Raw genomic sequence first — 17,314 nt, forward strand, 5'->3', positions numbered from 1 at the left:
TTCCCTTCTAAAAAGCCGTTTCTACCCATTGGTCAACGAAATATTCGTCGTCGCTGATTGCGATAAGACGCCACTTATCAAACGTGAGACACGGGTGTGACGTTGAGAACGCAATCATATCACCAACTTGAAGAGAGGACTCGGCTGATATAGATAAAAACGTATGTTGATCCATCACATCAGTGGCGACGATGTCGCTTTCTTGGATTTCGTTGCCAGCGCGATAAATCCGTTCAGGGATCGGTAAGCCTGCATCAAACGCGACATCTCTTTTGCCAAGACCGACAATGGCTTTGGTGGGTTCTGGTCGAGAAATGACGTAAGCCCATACTTCGAGAGAAGAGGAGAGGTCACCGCCTAGATCACAGGCATAGCCGCCATTCTTAGTGGCTCTCGCCATTACCTTTTCTTGTGCTTCTAGATAGATACCTGTGTCATGTATAACGTAACACCCTGGGCGAATGATCGCTTCAAAGTCCGGTAAATGGGCAAAGGTTTCTGCTACAACATCGTACCAAGCCGATCCCGCTCCGGTTAGGATGGGGTTAGAAGGTAATAACTCTTGCTCAATTAACTCGCGTCCAAGCGCAATGGTGTTGGTTAAAAAGGCCCTAACCAGTGACTCTTCATCACCGCCATGAATCACGCCTTCGTAGACTTCAATCCCGACCAAGGAAACATGACGCAACGTGCTGATGTGTTTGGCAAGTTCAATGACTTCTTGTCGCGAACGACAACCGCATCGCCCGCCTACGACACCGTATTCAATTAATACTTCAATGTTTGAGCCAGTGGTCGAAAAGAACTGGTTAAGCTGATCGGCATTGAGCTTAGAGTCAACACATACGATCACTCTAGCTTGGGACTCCTGTTTTATGCGCGCCACCATTGCCATGTTTGCTCGTCCCACAAGTTGGTTGGCGATCATGATGTTAGTTAGACCTGCACAGGCTGCTGTTTCCGCTTGTGGGGCGGTAGCAACGGTGATACCCCAGGCGCCTTTAGCCTTTTGCATCGCGAAAAATTCTGGCGTCATTGTGGTTTTACCATGCGGGCACAATTTAACGCCATGATAGTTCGCGAACGTTTGCATCCAATCCATGTTGTTCGTCAGTGCCTGCTTGTTTATCACGGCGACAGGAAGGCTAATCTCTTCATCTATCAGGCTGTACTTGGCTTTGGGTTTTGGAGTCACCGCAACACCTTTCATTCCTCTCGCAAATGCTAAAGAGTTAAGTTTCTGTTTGTTTCTATCATTTCTATCAAAATCTATCATTGATAACTCTCTTTCTAACATGGGCTAAGTTGTTGATATTTAATGTTTTAAGCTAGCTATAATAATATCAATGTTAGAAAATATCAAACTTCGATGGAGAAAGTGTGTAATTAGTCACTGTGTTTGTGTGGGTAAATAATTATGATTGTTTACGTGAAATGCACGAACTGAGAGAGAAGGTCATGTTGTTCGACATTATTATTAGAAACGCAGAAATCGTCGATGGTACCAATGCTCCAGCATACTCAGCGGACTTGGGGTTAATTGAAGACCGAATAGTAAAAATCGGAGATCTAGCAAAACAGCAAGCAAAAGCGGTGATTGATGCTGATGGCTTGGTTGTTAGTCCCGGTTTTATTGACGTACATACTCACGACGATACTAACGTAATTCGTTACCCGGATTGTTTACCAAAGATCAGTCAAGGTGTGACAACGGTCATTGTTGGCAACTGCGGTATTAGTGCCTCACCTGCGGTTTTAGAGTGCGCGCCTCCTGATCCTATGAATCTGTTGGGAAAGCAAGAAGACTTTAAGTATCCCACATTTGCACAGTATGCCGAGGCGGTATCAAGAGCCCAACCAGCTGTCAATGTAGCAGCGTTAGTCGGCCATACTACATTACGTAATAACGTAATGGATGATCTATTAAGGGAAGCGAGCGAAGACGAGTTAGCGTCGATGAGAGCTTCCCTGGAACTTGCTATGCAGCAAGGGGCGTTAGGCTTGAGTTCAGGGTTAGCCTATGCCAGTGCGAAGCAAGCGACCGCCAGTGAGGTTATGCGATTGGCTGAAGTGCTTGCCGAGCATGATGGTATTTATACCACGCACATGAGAACAGAGTTCGAAGCTATTTTACAAGCGATGGAAGAAGCATTTGAGACAGGAAAACACGCTAGAGTCCCTGTGGTCATATCGCACTTAAAATGTGCTGGAGCAGGTAACTGGGGTAGAACGGTTGAAGTGCTTGATTTAATGGAAACAACGTCTCAACACCAAGATGTGTCTTGTGATTGTTATCCATATTCTGCGAGTTCTTCTACGCTCGATTTAAAACAGGTAACGGAAGACTTTGACATTTTCATTACTTGGTCCGAGGCCAAGCCAGAATACGCGGGGCAAGTGTTAGCGGATATCGCCACGCAGATGGGATTACCCCTGCTCGAAGCGGCAAAGGCACTGCAGCCAGCAGGCGCTGTTTACCATTGTATGGATGAGGCCGATGTTGAACGAGTACTCAAGTATCGACTTACTATGGTGGGATCTGACGGATTACCAAATGATCCGCACCCACATCCGCGCTTATGGGGAACATTCCCCAAAGTACTCAGTCACTATTGCCGAGAGCGCGAACTGTTTCCACTAGAAGAAGCGGTTCACAAAATGACAGGTATGTCTGCAATTCGATATAACCTTTTGAATCGTGGTGTGATTAAAGAGGGAGCGTTTGCCGATATTGTTATTTTTGATAGGCAGAAAATAAAAGATACCGCAACATTCGAAAGCCCTATTTCAGTGGCAGAGGGAATCGAGTGTGTACTTGTTAACGGAAATATTAGCTACGCCAATAAAGAGGTGGCTAATAATAGATTTGGGCGATTTATTTATCGTCAAGAGAAGTAATATTTTACTGAGCAATATTCGAATTAGAATATATAAAATTAATTAAGAAAATAGATAATTGGAGAATTAAAATGACGATTAAGCGCTATGGTGTAGAAGGTGGTGTCGGAACAGGTGGTCAACATTTACCATTCGCTCGCGCAACTGAAGCGGGAGGCTTTCTCTACGTTTCAGGTCAAACGCCAATGACAGACGGCGAAGTCGTTGAAGGCGGGATTGTTGACCAATCTCGACTAGCAATTCAAAACTGCGTAGACATTATGCAAGAGGCCGGCTATGGCTTAGAGGATGTAGTACACGTCAAAGTGGTACTTACGGATTCGCGCTACTTCCAGTCGTTCAATAAAGTGTTTAAAGAGTTCTTTGGTGCAAATCCACCAGCTCGCATCTGTATGGTTTGCGACCTTGTTGTCGATGTGAAAGTTGAAGTTGATGTGACATGTTATCGTGAAGATCGCCGTTAATTGTACCGAATAAAATGATTAGTTAAAAAAATATAAGGGTATTCATCGCAATACCCTTCACAAAAATATAAATATTTACAATCTAAATGGAATTAACTCAAAGGTAGACCTTACTTTTGAGTACTAAATAACGTAAAACGGTAAGTCGCTTAATAAGCTACTTATATCTCTGGAGGTGTTCAATGAACAGTACACTATTTTTATCCGGCTTCGGAATATATGTGTGTTTTCTTATTTGGCTAGGATGGTTCGTATCACGAAACCAAAAGTCTGGCGAAGACTTTTTGTTGGGTGGACGTGGTTTACCTCTGTTCCTTGTGCTTGGTACAACGGTAGCAACTATGGTTGGTACTGGCTCGAGTATGGGCGCAGTTGGCTTTGGTTACGCAAATGGTTGGGCGGGTGCACTTTATGGTATCGGTGGTGCCTTAGGTATTTTGCTTTTGGCACTTTGGTTTGCGCCGGTTCGTAAGCTCAATTTTATGACAATGAGTGAAGAACTCGCCTACTACGTTGGTGCAAACCGTGTAGTCAAAAACCTGGTTGGTGTACTCATCTTTATAGCTTCTATTGGGTGGCTTGGAGCGCACATTCTTGGTGGTGGTATGTACTTGGCGTGGATCGCTGATATTGACCTCAACGTGGCTAAAGTGGTTATCGCTGCTGCATTCACCATTTACGTCGTCATTGGCGGTTATACCGCTGTAGTTTGGACTGACACCATTCAGGCAATTATCCTATTCGTTGGCTTTATCTTGATGGCAGTGCTGTCGGTACAACACATTGGTGGTATGGATAACTTATACGAAGCAATGGATCCAGCAGCAACCAGCTTCCTTGCGATTGAGAAACTGGGTCTTATTCCAGCGGTGTCTCTTGCCGTTGTTATCGGTGTAGGTGTTCTGGCAACACCGTCCTTCCGTCAGAGAATCTACTCGGGTAAAAATGTTTCAACCATTCGCCGTTCGTTTGTTCTATCAGGTGTTCTATATCTATTTTTCTCGATTATTCCAGCCATCATCGGTATGGCGGCTCACGCAATAGAGCCAGGTTTGGATAACGCTAACTTTGCTTTCCCTTATATTGCCGCGACAGTTTTACCGGTTGGTGTCGGAATGATCGTTCTTATTGCAGGCTTATCAGCGACCATGTCTAGTGCGAGTTCAGATGCGATTGCGGGCGTTTCAATCCTTCTTCGCGACGTATACGTGATGTTTACGGGCCGCGTACCAAACAAAGAATCGATGCTGAATTACTCTCGTCTAGCTCTGGTTGTTGTCATCGGCTTTGCGTTGCTATTTGCACTGACATCGAATGATATTATTGGCTATATCACCAAGATGATCTCGACGGTGATGTCAGGCATGTTCGTATGCGGGATGTTGGGACGTTTTTGGAAGTGTTATACCTGGCAAGGTGCGATTGCGACACTGGTAGGCGCGTCAGCGGCATCATTCACAGTCATGTTGAGTGCCGACCTAACCTCATTCTGGGGCAACCCAGTTATCCCGTCAGTAACAATAGCGACAATTGCAGGTGTTATGGTGAGTCTTGTTACTCCCGCAAACAAGGTATCTCCAGAACAAGCTCAAGCCATTCTTGATGCTGAGCGAGCTCAAATGGAGTTAGGCTCGGCCTCTCAAGAGAACTCTGCAAAACCAACACCAGTTACGGAATAATCAAAGATAAATCAGGAGTGTTAACCGCGCTCCTTGTTTCAACAACGTTATATTTACGAGGCTATGATGAAAGTAGCATTCTTTGGTGAGTGTATGGTTGAGCTTAGTGGTGATCCACTAAGAAGAACTTTTGGCGGCGATACTCTTAACACGGCCCTCTATTTGGCAAGGCTTGGTGGAACTCGCGATATACAAGTGTCGTATGCGACCGGTTTAGGTGACGATCCGCTATCAAATGAAATGAAGCAGGCTTGGAATGATGAATATATCGAGATCCAATTAATTGAAACGATCTCAGGTAAGCAACCTGGCTTGTACTTAGTCGAAACCGATGCAACGGGCGAACGCACCTTTCTGTATTGGCGCAGTGACAGCGCGGCGAAATATTACTTTGATAATGCAGTAAGCAAATTGGAAGTAGCGCTAGCTGCCAATCAGTTTGATGCGCTTTATCTCAGTGGTATTAGCTTAGCCATATTGAACGACAGCGCAAAACAACGTGTGGTAGAGATGGCGAAGAACCACCATGCTAGTGGCAAAAAAGTCATCTTTGACAATAATTTTCGACCTCAGCTATGGAATAAATCCCAAGCTCGTGGTTGGTATGAAATGTTATTGCCTTTCGTCGATATTGCGCTGCTTACGGAAGATGATGATATTGAAGTATGGGGCGATACAGAAACAATAGAGTCTCGTTGTGAACGATTTGGAATAAACGAGGTAGTGATTAAGCGAGGAGGCGAACCTTGTAAGTTGCTGACTCGAGATAAGGGGAAATATCACACATCTTTCGTTTTCGCTACTCGAGTTATGAATGTGGTTGATACATGCGCAGCGGGGGATTCTTTTGCTGCCGGTTATCTTGCTGCGCGATTAAGTGGAGACACGAATGAATCCTCGGCAAAATTTGCCCACTCTGTTGCCGCTGTTGTTATTCAACACTCGGGCGCAATTGTCCCACTTGGTGCGATGGACCATTTACTTTAGAAAGAGAACAACATGTCACTCGTTAAAAAACTTCAACAATTCAAAGTGATTCCTGTCATTCAGATTAATAACGTCGATCATGCTATTCCTCTTGCCAAAGCGCTAGTGGATAACGGTCTTCCTGTGGCAGAAGTGACCTTCAGAACAGACGCAGCGGCTGCGTCTATCAAAGCGATGAGAGAAGCCTATCCTGAGCTTTGTATTGGTGCGGGTACGGTCTTGAACGCTCAACAAGTAGACCTTGCTATTGAAGCTGGAGCAGAGTTCATTGTTGCGCCAGGGCTGAACCCTAATACAGTTAAATATTGCCAGGATAAAAACATCGCTATTATTCCAGGTGTCAACAATCCGAGCCAAGTTGAACAAGCATTAGAGCTGGGTTTGACGTTGCTAAAGTTTTTTCCAGCAGAAGCATCAGGTGGTGTGAATATGATCAAGTCTTTGCTCGCACCTTATGGCGACGTTGCGTTTATGCCAACGGGTGGAATCAGCAAAGCGAATATCAATAACTACCTAACACTAGACCGAGTCTTATGTTGTGGTGGAACTTGGATGGTTGCCACATCACTGATCGAAAATGAACAGTGGGAGCAAATTGGCGAGCTTGTTCGAGAAGCCGTTGCGGTCACGCAATAACTCATTCTCTGTTGTTATTTGGTCAGTAATTAGGCTGACCACTTTTTAATCCAGTTATTTTATTTTTTATGCCCATTTAGTTGGGTAGCCCTTTGACAACCCTAAAATAGATAATTATTAATGAAAAAAATCATATCAATAAGCTTATTAACACTGATTTCTTCCTCTGCATATTCGGCGACAACCTATTTAGATTTGCGCCATGAATACCGTGATCCCTCTGATCGACATCGTAGCCGAATTATTCTCGGCCATCATTTTGACAATGGCTACGGTATTGAAATGTTAACCAACGTTAATCACGGAACGTATGGAGATAGCTTTGGTAGTAATTTGCGACTTTCTAATACGGAAGTAACAAATTATTACACCTATGCAGTCAACGATAATTTCGTTGTTAACCCTGGTTTAACGCTGAACTTTTTAAGTAGTAATACGTTTTATATGCCGTATTTAAAACTTAATTATAACTTTGATAGCGGTTTCTTTATTCACGGACGCTACCGATACGATTTCTCAAGTTCAGAAGCACTCACTGCCGAAGGGGATATGGAGACGATACGACGTAACCGGTATGACGTCTGGACTGGGTATAACTCAGACAGCTTTATGTTGTCATATGCCTATACGTATTTTGACCAGATTACTAATCATCCGGGGGAGTTGGCTAATGGTCAGCAAACCGCACGTGAGCATACCGTTAAATTTCTCTACAAGTACTCAGATTTTATGAGGCCATACGCAGAAATCGTTGATGCAGACAAAAACATTTATATCCCCGGACCAAATAAAGGCGAAACTGAGTGGCGCTATCGTATTGGTCTGAACTTTGTATTCTAAGGAAATAATAATGAAAAAAAGTATCTTATCTTTATTGGTAGCCGGATCATTAACAACAACGGCAGTGTGGGCTAAGGCACCAAATACCGATCTAAACTTAATGCCTTATCCACAGTCTGTGGAATTGGGTCAAGGAAACGTAATACTAGACCAAGACTTTAGTATTTATATAAAAGGATTTAACTCTGATCGAGTCGACTATACCGCTAAACGATTTATAGAGCGTTTAGAGCGTCAGACGGGACTACCAACGTTAAACTGGCGAGCAGAATCTGAAGATGACGCGACGTTAGTGATCGACATTCAATCAGCAGCAAAGAGCGACGTACAAGATATTGATGCGGATGAGTCGTACACTTTAACCAGTGGTAACGGCAAAATAGTTCTGGAGTCGAATCGTCCCTATGGTGCTATTCGTGGTATTGAGACCCTTCTCCAACTGGTCCAAACCGACGCTAATGGTTACTCGGTACCAGCCGTCAGTATTGTTGATGAGCCCCGCTTTAGATGGCGTGGCGTCTCTTATGATACGTCACGACATTTCATAGAGATGGAGGTCATCTTACGCCAGCTTGACGCAATGGCATCGGCGAAAATGAACGTTTTCCATTGGCATATTTGGGACGATCAGGGTATTCGTATCCAACTAGACAACTACACCAAGCTGTGGGAAAAAACCACAGATGGAGACTATTACACTAAAGATCAAATCCGTTATGTCGTTGATTATGCGCGCAAGTTAGGCATTCGTGTGGTTCCAGAAATCTCTTTACCGGGGCACGCTTCAGCCGTTGCACATGCTTATCCTGAATTGATGTCGGGTGTTGGAGAACAGAGCTATCCACAGCAAAGAGAGTGGGGAGTATTTGAGCCGCTTATGGATCCGACCAATCCGGATCTTTATGTGATGCTAGAAAGCGTATTTGATGAAGTGGTTGAACTGTTCCCGGATGAATACTTCCATATCGGCGGTGATGAGCCTAACTACAAACAGTGGCAAGAAAACCCAGAAATCCAAGCGTTTATCAAAGAAAAAGGCTTAGATGGTGAACGAGGACTTCAGTCGTACCTAAACGCGAAAGTGGAAAACATGCTTGAAGAACGCGGCAAGAAGATGACTGGTTGGGATGAGATCTGGCATAAAGATCTTCCAAAGTCGATTGTTATTCAGAGCTGGCGAGGTCATGACAGTATTGGTAGAGCAGCACAAGAAGGTTATCAAGGGCTGCTATCGACAGGCTATTATCTTGATCAGCCACAACCGACGAGTTATCACTACCGCAATGACCCAATGCCTAGTGGACTTACGGTGGATGATCAGCTCCATGACGGAGAGCGTTTTGTTAGCTATCAATGGGAGAAGCCGCGCACTAAGGGTGGCCCACGTAAAGGGCTACTCACCATTATTCAAGCGAAAGATGGTACCGTTCGAGCGTTCACCGACTACAATGGCAAATCACGTGCGGAAGTTGAAATCCTTGAATACGAACCCGGTAAATTATTCCGAGGTCATTTCGATAACTTTATGTCTTACACCGAATTCAACCTTCAATTCTCAGGCGACCAACTGGCTGATGGAAGCTATCAGCTAATTGGTAACGTTAGATGGCCAACCACAGGAGAGTTGGTCGCATCGTCGGCGCAACCAGATGCATCAATCCCCGAGCCAACAGGCGGTTATCCCGCTGAGCTTAATGATCAAGAAAAAGAACTGATCTTGGGCGGTGAAATTACTGTTTGGGGTGAGAACATCAATTCAATGACGATGGAGAACAGAATTTGGCCTCGTAGTTATGCTATCGCAGAACGTTTTTGGTCAAGTGAAGATTTGACTAATGAAGCCAGCATGTATAAACGTATGCGTGCTATCGATAATTGGTCAGAAATCTCATTGGGTATGAGACATCACGCTGATGCTCGAGTAATGATGCAACGACTTGCAAATGGCCGTGACATTACTCCGTTGATCACGCTCGCGAAGTATACCGAGCCAGCGCAATACTACGCACGAAACTGGGAAAAATGGATTCAAACAGAGAATCATGGTGACCTTTATAACCAGCATGAACGTTTGAATCGCTTTGCGGATGCACTTCCGGTGGAAAGCTATGCTGTGTATGAAATGCGTGACTTGGTCACAGAATTTGCGAGTGGAAACATGCAAGCGTTGACACCACTGAAACAACATTACGAACAACTGCTCAGCGCTTCTACGCAAGCGACTGATGTCTTTGCAAACAATGTGGCTTCAGTAGACACTGTCGCTCTCGCTGAGGCGTCTCAAAAAATCGCGCAGCTTGGCCTTACGCTTATTGCCAAAGCACAAGCGGGGGAAGTGGTCTCTTCAGCGGATGCTCGTGAGTATCAATCTATGATCGATAATTCAGCGAAGATCATCGACGAAACGATTGTCGCGACGACAAAGCCGACAGAGATGCTGCTGTGGACATTATCAAAGTAACGTAGCTCATTAACATTAGTAGCAAACGCCCTCAATTATTATGAGGGCGTTTTACTTGGTTGGTTGATAACCATGGCTTATCAGCGTCATAACGACAAGTGAATTCAGTCATTGCATTTAGAGGGGTAATCTAGCGACAAGTAAACACATAACGTCGAGAGCATCCTATGACACTGACTACATCTCATCTCAAATCTATTGTTACCATTTCTACCCTCACGTTATTAGCCGGATGCTCTTCGCCCGCATTTGATGCAGAGAATGAAAATTCCGCTCGAAACCGTGGAGCAGCGGGAGGCGCATTATTAGGTGCCACCTTGGGAGTGTTGACCGGTGAACCTGAGTTGGCGGTTAAGGGGGCGGTAGCTGGTGGGGTGACTGGTGGGGTGGCCGGATCGATGAAAGATCTAGAAGATTCACGCGAAACCAAGCGCACTGAAATCTTGGCCGACGGAATCAAACAAGATCATCGCAGTGAGGCAGAGATGCGCGCCGATGAGCTCGAGGCACAAATTCGCATTAAAGAATTAGAACAAAAACTGGCCGATATGGAAGCACAACAGGATGAGCATCTTTCCGATGCGAGCTAACCAGACGCCCTTGTTTTGCGCGCTAAAAGTGCGCTCAATGAAAAGTAGGTAAAAAAAACCGATTGACTACTCAATCGGCCTAAAACAGTGTGAACAAATAGGTTCACTAACAACGTCAGTTGGCTAGGTGACCTCAACAAATTGAGGTCAATTAATAAAATGCATTTAGCGTGCCAATATTTATTAACATAAAATCGTTGGGTTTGGCGTATATTAAGTGCCTAGAAGTGAATGAAATTTCTATTATGCAATTGCATCATGTAGATATTTTGCAATATGCAATTGAACGTTATGTCAGTAATAGCCTGAATTTATAATATGCTGATGCAGTTCCTCAAGCGATGAGAAGATTAAATCGGCTTGTGTTTGCTCAGGGGCGACGTGATCTCCATTGGTAATCAGGCAGCTTAAACACCCTGCATTTTTCGCCGTTAACACGTCGTATTCATGGTCACCAACATAAAGCACCTCTTTAGACGCTAAATGCCAGCATTCCATCAAATGAAACAAAGCTGTGGGATCGGGTTTAGCCGGAAAATCCTCTCTCGTTATCAAAACTTCTATTTTAAGTTCATTCGCGTCAAGTTTGGCTTGGGCAGCTTGATGGCAATTGCGAGTAATCACGCCAGAGTAGAGCTTGGCCAAGGTCATCCACAATAAAAGTTCAGACGCGCCTTTCATAAGAGAGCTCGATTTAGCGTCTTCAATTTCGTGTTCAATAATAATAGCGTGAAGGCGCTTTCGCTCGGTAACACTTGGATGACTTGAAGCGTGCTCAAGTAAATCCATGTCGTCAGGACAGCCTAACACTTCGCGAAGCCGAGAAAAATTTAGCGAACATGAAACCAATGTATTATCCAGATCAAACACTATAGCTTTTAGCATCGACGACACTCGCTCTACCAATTGAAGACCTATAGTAATGATAATGTACCTTTGCTTTAACACGTTAACTAAAGTTAATTGACCTAATGAAACGTTATATATCGGTTCTGATTATCTTGATTGTTTTCTGATACTCGAATGGTTTCGTGAATATTCACCTTCGAATAGATTGACGAGAAATAGCATAGCGTTAGAGCAGTGTCTAAACGCTGGTTGGAATTATCAGTGAAGTAATGGGAACGAACACGAAATACAATTTTATCTACATTTAATTAAGTGACGCTGTCACGCAAAGTGCGCTTTCTCAAGATGGTGTGTTACTAACATTACCGAAGTCCAGGAAAAGATGACCACTTATATTGGTTCCCTAAAGACAGATTACACAACCCAAAGATTGGAACTTTTTCCAACCTTGCTGAGCAACAGTCTCCAAAGCATCGGATTGTCTTTGGAGAAATTGGTCAAAGGGCGAATCTAGTGTGTTTAAGTGCACCCATCAATGCGACCAGTGTCTATTTACTAGCTCGCTCGGTAATGACGTTCCCGAAATCGTCACAAATTGCGATCGATAGTATTGAGCCGATTGCACATATTCAGCGATATTCCTCTAATTAGTGTTCATTTCGAGAGGGAGGTGAACAGGACCATCCATCTGGGCTTCTAAGCGAGAAGCACATCTATCCCAAACAACATGAGTGTTATAGGTAACATTGAAAACTGTAGGAGAATTCCTAACCCTTTTCTATTTACACCTCGTGAAACCCGGAAATATTTCGCGCCATTATCAACAATATGGTGACATGACGTGCAACGAACTTGTTGGTTGGAAGATAGATTGGATCAAGGAACAACTGAAGACCCAACTTTGCCTTATTTTTCTCATTTCCTTAAAATTTAGTAGGTACGACTGGGTCAAAAAAATGAGTGTCGGCACAGTCTTGTTGGGGGCTGAGAATGATGCCGCTAGTGAGCTAGCAGCTTGAGTGTTAAGAGAGAGTCAAAATTCAAAAGCAACTACGGAACAAGGATTAAGATAGCGAATAGAGCGGATGGTCACCTAATGAGAGTGTCATCCATACAATGTATATGTGATATTGATCGCATGTATCATTATGAGATACTTATTTGCGGTTTTAATCAAAGATAAAAAAACAAAAAAATAATGAACTCGTTGTTAATTTAGGGTCTTAGATACTGCTATTCCTAGGCTGAGTAAATTATGCTGACGAGAGTGATTTTTTCAAGGTTGTGTTTTTGTTTGTGGTTTGTTGCTTTTTGCTGCGCTTAATGTAACTTGTACCAATAACGTGTAATTGATTTCTTAGACCTATTATTGTCTTGGTTTTTATAAATTTTTTTGTTGGGTGGTTGTTATGAAAACTCATTTACGTGCGCTAACTTTAGCAACGGTAATCGGTGTTGCTTTATCGGGATGCAGTCCTGAACCTGAGCAAAAGGCAGAAGCGCCTGTTGTTCGTCCTGTTAAAACAATGGTTATAGGTTTAGAAAACCAAAGTATGATTCGTGAATTCCCCGCACGCGTTCTTGCGTCTAATCGTGCTGATATGGCATTTCGTGTGGCAGGAAAGGTAGATAGCGTTCCGGTGAAGGAAGGCGACAATGTGAAGAAAGGCACAGTGCTTGCGACACTGGACGACACGAGTTTTAAACTCGCAGTTCGTGATACTCGCGCAACGTTGCAGCGCACGCAAGCAGACTTTAAACGTGCTCAAGAGTTAATTAAAGATAATTTTATTTCTAAGAAAGACTTCGAGCAGTTACGTGCGAACTTGACGAGAGCACAAGCCGCGTACGACAAAGCAAACACAGAACTTGGCTATACCAAACTTTTAGCACCTTTTGATGGTTTTGTGGCACAACGAGATATTCAAAATTTTGAGAACGTCGAAGCAAAACAAGTTGTCTTCACATTCCAGAACCTAAATACGTTGGAAATGAAGTTCAACGTACCTGAAAAGCTGGTAAGACAAATTCATGATGAAGAGGCACAAGAGCCAGTTGATATTCCGGTTTTCGCCTACTTCGATACTGCTCGTGAAAAGCCATACCCGGTAACGATTACTGAAGTTTCCTCTAAAGCAGATGCAGATACTCAAACATTTGAAGTTACCGTGACGCTCGAAGCGCCATCTGACCAAAATATCCTTCCTGGCATGACAGGTTATGTCACCGCCGACTTCTCAAAGCTTCAAGCGAAGAAGGGTTCAATTCAAGTGCCAGCAACGGCCGTGATCAGTGACAACGCACATAATGCGACAGTTTGGGTCGTGGGTGATAACAATACGGTGTCTCCAAAGCAGATTGAAGTCTCAACCATGTCTGGCGATCGTATTACGGTCCTGTCTGGGTTAGAAATGGGTGAACGTATTGTGACTGTAGGCGTTCCATTCTTAATCGATGGTATGGAAGTCAGCTTAATGCCAGAAATCGATCAAGCGCAATAACTGTAACTCAGCAAGAAGAGATGTTTTATGAATTTAGGTGAGTATTCAGTAAAGAATAAGGTGAATAGCTGGCTTTTAGTCTTGCTAATGACCATTGGGGGCGTGTTGGCTTACTTTGAAATGGGTAAGCTTGAAGACCCTGCATTCACAATCAAAGAAGCAAAAATTATCACGGCTTATCCAGGGGCTTCTCCGCAAGAAGTCTATGATGAGGTCACTTATCATATCGAAGATGCTGTGCGTCTGCTTGGGCAAGTTAAACGAATTAAACGCTCGGTAACCCGTGAAGGGTTGTCGGACATTACGATTGAGTTCAAAGATGAGTATACGTCAGCAGAGATGCCAGGTATCTACGATGAATTGAGACGTAAAATCGCCGACAACAAACATAAATTGCCACCAGGGGCTGGCGAGCCACAGATTATTGACGATTTTGCTGACGTTTATGGTGGGTTCCTTGCGTTAAATGGCGATGGTTATACCTATCGCGAGCTTAAAGATGTTGCCGACAACCTTAAGAAACAGCTGGTCTTGGTACCTGGGGTGCGTAAAGTTTCTATAGATGGCGACCAAAAGGAAGTCGTTTATGTTCAGATGTCTAGAGCAAAAATGGCGGAACTCGGTGTCGATATGGCAACTATCGAGAACTTACTGAGTTCTCAAAACCTAGTGTCTGACTCTGGTCGTTTCCGCGTTGGTCCTGAATTTATCAGAATTGAACCGACTGGCAGCTTCAAGCACGTGAGTGAAATTGAAGATCTTTTGATTTCTAGTGACAGCAAAAAGCTTATTCGTTTAGGGGATATTGCTGAAGTTACACGTGAATATGTAGAGGAACCAAGCAAACTGATCTACTTCAACGGAAAACCTTCGCTTACACTGGGGATTTCTATGCTTCCGGGCAAAAACGTTGTTGAAGTAGGTGGGCTTATTGCGGATAAGATTGAGAGCCTTGAGAACCAAATCCCTTTAGGAATGAACCTAGATATTATCTATGATCAGCCGTCTGAAGTGGATCAGTCGGTAGCTGGTTTTGTCACCAATACGGTAGAAGCACTGATCATCGTAGTGGTGGTACTGCTTGCCTTTATGGGGCTGCGAGTTGGTCTGATTATCGGCGCTGTTTTGATGATTACAGTAGCAGGTACATTAGCGCTCATGCATATGTATGGTATCGAGCTTCAGCGTATTTCTTTGGGGGCTTTGATCATTGCGCTCGGGATGTTAGTTGATAACGCCATCGTTGTCGCTGAAGGTATGATGATACGAATTAAGCGTGGCGTACCAGCGATGAAAGCGGCGGGTGAAGTGGTTGGCGCTAATGGTTGGGCACTACTGGGTGGTACCGCTGTAGGTATTCTTGCATTTGCCGCCATTGGTATGTCGCAAAGTAATACGGGTGAATTTACGCGTTCATTGTTTTACGTAATTCTTATTTCCTTGTCGTTAAGCTGGGTCACTGCGGTGTCGACCACACCTCTGCTGTGTGCGCTTCTGCTTAAAAAAGATGACAAAAAAGAGGGAGAAGAAGAAAAAGATCCTTACGCTGGTGCTGGTTTCGTTATCTACAAAAGTGTCCTGCAGTTCGCTCTTAGACAACGTGCGTTAACTATCGGCGTGATATTAGCGATGTTCGTTGCTGCAGTTTGGGGATTTGGTTTTGTCAAAAACGCCTTCTTCCCTAATGCCAATACGCCAATGTTCTTCGTGGATGTGTGGGAAGTTGAAGGTACAGATATTCGTCAAACTCGCGACGATACTCTAAAAATTGCTGAGTTTATCCGTAAGCAAGATGGCGTAGAGTGGACGGCTAGCTTCATTGGTGGTGGTGCATCACGATTCTCATTGGTGTATACACCGCAAGACTCAACCAAAGCGTATGGTCAAATCATTGTTCGAACGGAAACCCGTGAGCAAATCGCGCCGCTTCAGAAGAAAATCGATACCTTCATGACAGAAAATATCGATAACATCGAACCGAAGATCAAAGGTCTGCGTATTGGTCCTGGACGTGACTCGAAGATTGAAGCTCGTTTTGCAGGTCCAGATCCAGAGGTGCTACGCAACCTTGCGTCTCAAGCGGAAGCTATTATGCATGCTGATCCTGAGACCAAAGAAGTGCGTAACGACTGGCGTCAACCGGTTAAATTGATCAAGCCGATCTTCAACGAACAAGTGGCTCGTCAGCTAGGTATTACTCGTACCGAACTCACCGCTTCGCTAAAGGCCGCGAGTGAGGGGACACAAGTTGGTATCTATCGTGATGGCGTAAGACTGTTGCCGATCTATTTCCGTTCCGATGCGAGTGAACGACAAAACGTTGCTCAGCTGATGGATGCGCAAGTCTATAGTCCTGTACTGCAAAGAACGGTGCCTATTGCACAAGTAGTGGTGGGGTTTGAGACCGTATGGGAAGATGCGATGATTCGTGGACGTGACCGTTTAACGACTATAATTGCGTCGGCTAACCCGAAAGGTGAGTTGGCTGCCCCATTGTTCGAACGACTCAAGCCACAAATTGAGGCTATCGAACTGCCACCAGGTTATTCTATGGACTGGGGTGGTGAATATGAAGATTCAGCGGAAGCCCAAGGCGCTCTGTTTAGTGCCATCCCTGTTTCGTTCATTATGATGATTATTGTTGTTGTCTTGTTGTTTGGTAAGGTTCGTCAACCGCTCATCATTTGGATTACAGTACCGTTAGCAATCATCGGTATTACAGCCGGTCTATTACTGCTTGATGGCGCCTTTGACTTTATGGCCTTGTTAGGTGCATTGAGTTTGATAGGTCTGTTGATCAAGAACGCGATAGTCTTGCTGGAAGAGATTGATATGCAAGCAGAAGAAAAGCCGCTTTATGATGCGATTATTGATTCTTCGATCTCTCGTATGAGGCCTGTAATGCTTGCAGCATGTACGACTATCTTGGGTATGATTCCGTTGCTAGGGGACGTCTTCTTCGTCAACATGTCCATCACGGTTATGTTTGGTTTAGGATTCGCAACCATCTTAACTTTGGTCTTTATCCCGGTAATGTATGCCATCTTGTTTAAGGCTAAAAATCCAGCCTAATCGTTATTAAACAAAGTAAAGGTCAGACCCTGTGTCTGACCTTTTTTATTGGTGCGAACTCAGAGCGCGGATAGATAGGGAGTTACTGTCCCGTTTTAGCAACTAGGAATTCAGAGAACGCTTTCCAGGACTTTTTATCCGCGTCTTCGCGATAGTTCTTGGAATCAAACACGGTAAAGGCATGTCTAACCCAACGTTAGGCACGGGAATGCAATTAGTTGGGCTGTATATGCATGCTAAAGAGCCCGATTCTAAGGCGCATAACGACACATCTGGAGTGGTTGGGATGTACACGTCGACAGAGAGTTGGCTAATTGGCGGCTTTCATGATTGAGCC

At 44.3% G+C, this 17,314-nt stretch carries 13 protein-coding genes and 1 pseudogene; 11 read left to right on the forward strand and 3 right to left on the reverse strand.

Annotation, left to right across the window (positions count from 1 at the left end; translation table 11 throughout):
- Positions 1–7: 7 nt before the first annotated feature.
- Positions 8–1,276, reverse strand: a complete 1,269-nt coding sequence (locus VTH8203_RS10660; protein ID WP_096993662.1) for an amino acid deaminase — start codon at positions 1,274–1,276, stop codon at positions 8–10.
- A gap of 182 nt (positions 1,277–1,458) precedes the next feature.
- On the opposite strand from VTH8203_RS10660, the gene VTH8203_RS10665 reads away from it, so the two are divergent.
- The 8 genes from VTH8203_RS10665 (at position 1,459) to VTH8203_RS10700 (ending at position 10,555) form a co-directional block, all read left to right on the forward strand.
- Positions 1,459–2,898 carry an N-acyl-D-amino-acid deacylase family protein gene (locus VTH8203_RS10665; RefSeq protein ID WP_096993663.1) on the forward strand — a complete coding sequence of 480 codons (1,440 nt, stop codon included), beginning with the start codon at positions 1,459–1,461 and terminating at the stop codon, positions 2,896–2,898.
- Between the two features lie 71 nt (positions 2,899–2,969).
- Positions 2,970–3,362 carry a RidA family protein gene (locus VTH8203_RS10670; protein ID WP_096993664.1) on the forward strand — a complete coding sequence of 131 codons (393 nt, stop codon included), beginning with the start codon at positions 2,970–2,972 and terminating at the stop codon, positions 3,360–3,362.
- Positions 3,363–3,544: 182 nt separating this feature from the next.
- Entirely contained in the window at positions 3,545–5,041 is a 1,497-nt protein-coding gene (locus VTH8203_RS10675) for a sodium:solute symporter family protein (RefSeq protein ID WP_096993665.1), read from the forward strand.
- Positions 5,042–5,107: 66 nt separating this feature from the next.
- Positions 5,108–6,028: a sugar kinase gene (locus VTH8203_RS10680; RefSeq protein WP_096993666.1), complete on the forward strand. Its 921-nt coding sequence runs from the start codon at positions 5,108–5,110 to the stop codon at positions 6,026–6,028.
- Positions 6,029–6,040: 12 nt separating this feature from the next.
- Positions 6,041–6,664 (forward strand): bifunctional 4-hydroxy-2-oxoglutarate aldolase/2-dehydro-3-deoxy-phosphogluconate aldolase, encoded by a 624-nt coding sequence (locus VTH8203_RS10685; RefSeq protein WP_096993667.1) that lies wholly within the window; start codon positions 6,041–6,043, stop codon positions 6,662–6,664.
- A gap of 120 nt (positions 6,665–6,784) precedes the next feature.
- The gene (locus VTH8203_RS10690) at positions 6,785–7,504 is read left to right on the forward strand and encodes an oligogalacturonate-specific porin KdgM family protein (protein ID WP_096993668.1); all 720 of its coding nucleotides are present in this window, start codon (positions 6,785–6,787) and stop codon (positions 7,502–7,504) included.
- A gap of 10 nt (positions 7,505–7,514) precedes the next feature.
- On the forward strand, positions 7,515–9,965 hold the full coding sequence (locus VTH8203_RS10695) for a family 20 glycosylhydrolase (RefSeq protein WP_096993669.1): 2,451 nt from the start codon (positions 7,515–7,517) through the stop codon (positions 9,963–9,965).
- A 167-nt stretch (positions 9,966–10,132) separates the two neighbouring features.
- The gene (locus VTH8203_RS10700) at positions 10,133–10,555 is read left to right on the forward strand and encodes a YMGG-like glycine zipper-containing protein (RefSeq protein ID WP_096993670.1); all 423 of its coding nucleotides are present in this window, start codon (positions 10,133–10,135) and stop codon (positions 10,553–10,555) included.
- A gap of 294 nt (positions 10,556–10,849) precedes the next feature.
- On the opposite strand, the gene VTH8203_RS10705 is transcribed toward VTH8203_RS10700, so the two are convergent.
- Complete coding sequence (locus VTH8203_RS10705) at positions 10,850–11,440, reverse strand: HAD family hydrolase (RefSeq protein WP_096993671.1); 591 nt, start codon at positions 11,438–11,440, stop codon at positions 10,850–10,852.
- Positions 11,441–12,047: 607 nt separating this feature from the next.
- Positions 12,048–12,119: pseudogene (locus VTH8203_RS25490) on the reverse strand (hypothetical protein); the annotation flags it as partial.
- 694 nt (positions 12,120–12,813) lie between these two features.
- Between VTH8203_RS25490 and VTH8203_RS10720 the strand changes: the two are divergent.
- The 3 genes from VTH8203_RS10720 (at position 12,814) to VTH8203_RS24515 (ending at position 17,311) form a co-directional block, all read left to right on the forward strand.
- The gene (locus VTH8203_RS10720) at positions 12,814–13,905 is read left to right on the forward strand and encodes an efflux RND transporter periplasmic adaptor subunit (protein ID WP_096993673.1); all 1,092 of its coding nucleotides are present in this window, start codon (positions 12,814–12,816) and stop codon (positions 13,903–13,905) included.
- A gap of 27 nt (positions 13,906–13,932) precedes the next feature.
- Positions 13,933–16,977, forward strand: a complete 3,045-nt coding sequence (locus VTH8203_RS10725; RefSeq protein ID WP_096993674.1) for an efflux RND transporter permease subunit — start codon at positions 13,933–13,935, stop codon at positions 16,975–16,977.
- 181 nt (positions 16,978–17,158) lie between these two features.
- Complete coding sequence (locus VTH8203_RS24515) at positions 17,159–17,311, forward strand: hypothetical protein (protein WP_158296120.1); 153 nt, start codon at positions 17,159–17,161, stop codon at positions 17,309–17,311.
- Positions 17,312–17,314: the final 3 nt, after the last annotated feature.

This window comes from Vibrio thalassae, assembly GCF_900089835.1.
Classification (GTDB): Bacteria; Pseudomonadota; Gammaproteobacteria; order Enterobacterales; family Vibrionaceae; genus Vibrio; species Vibrio thalassae.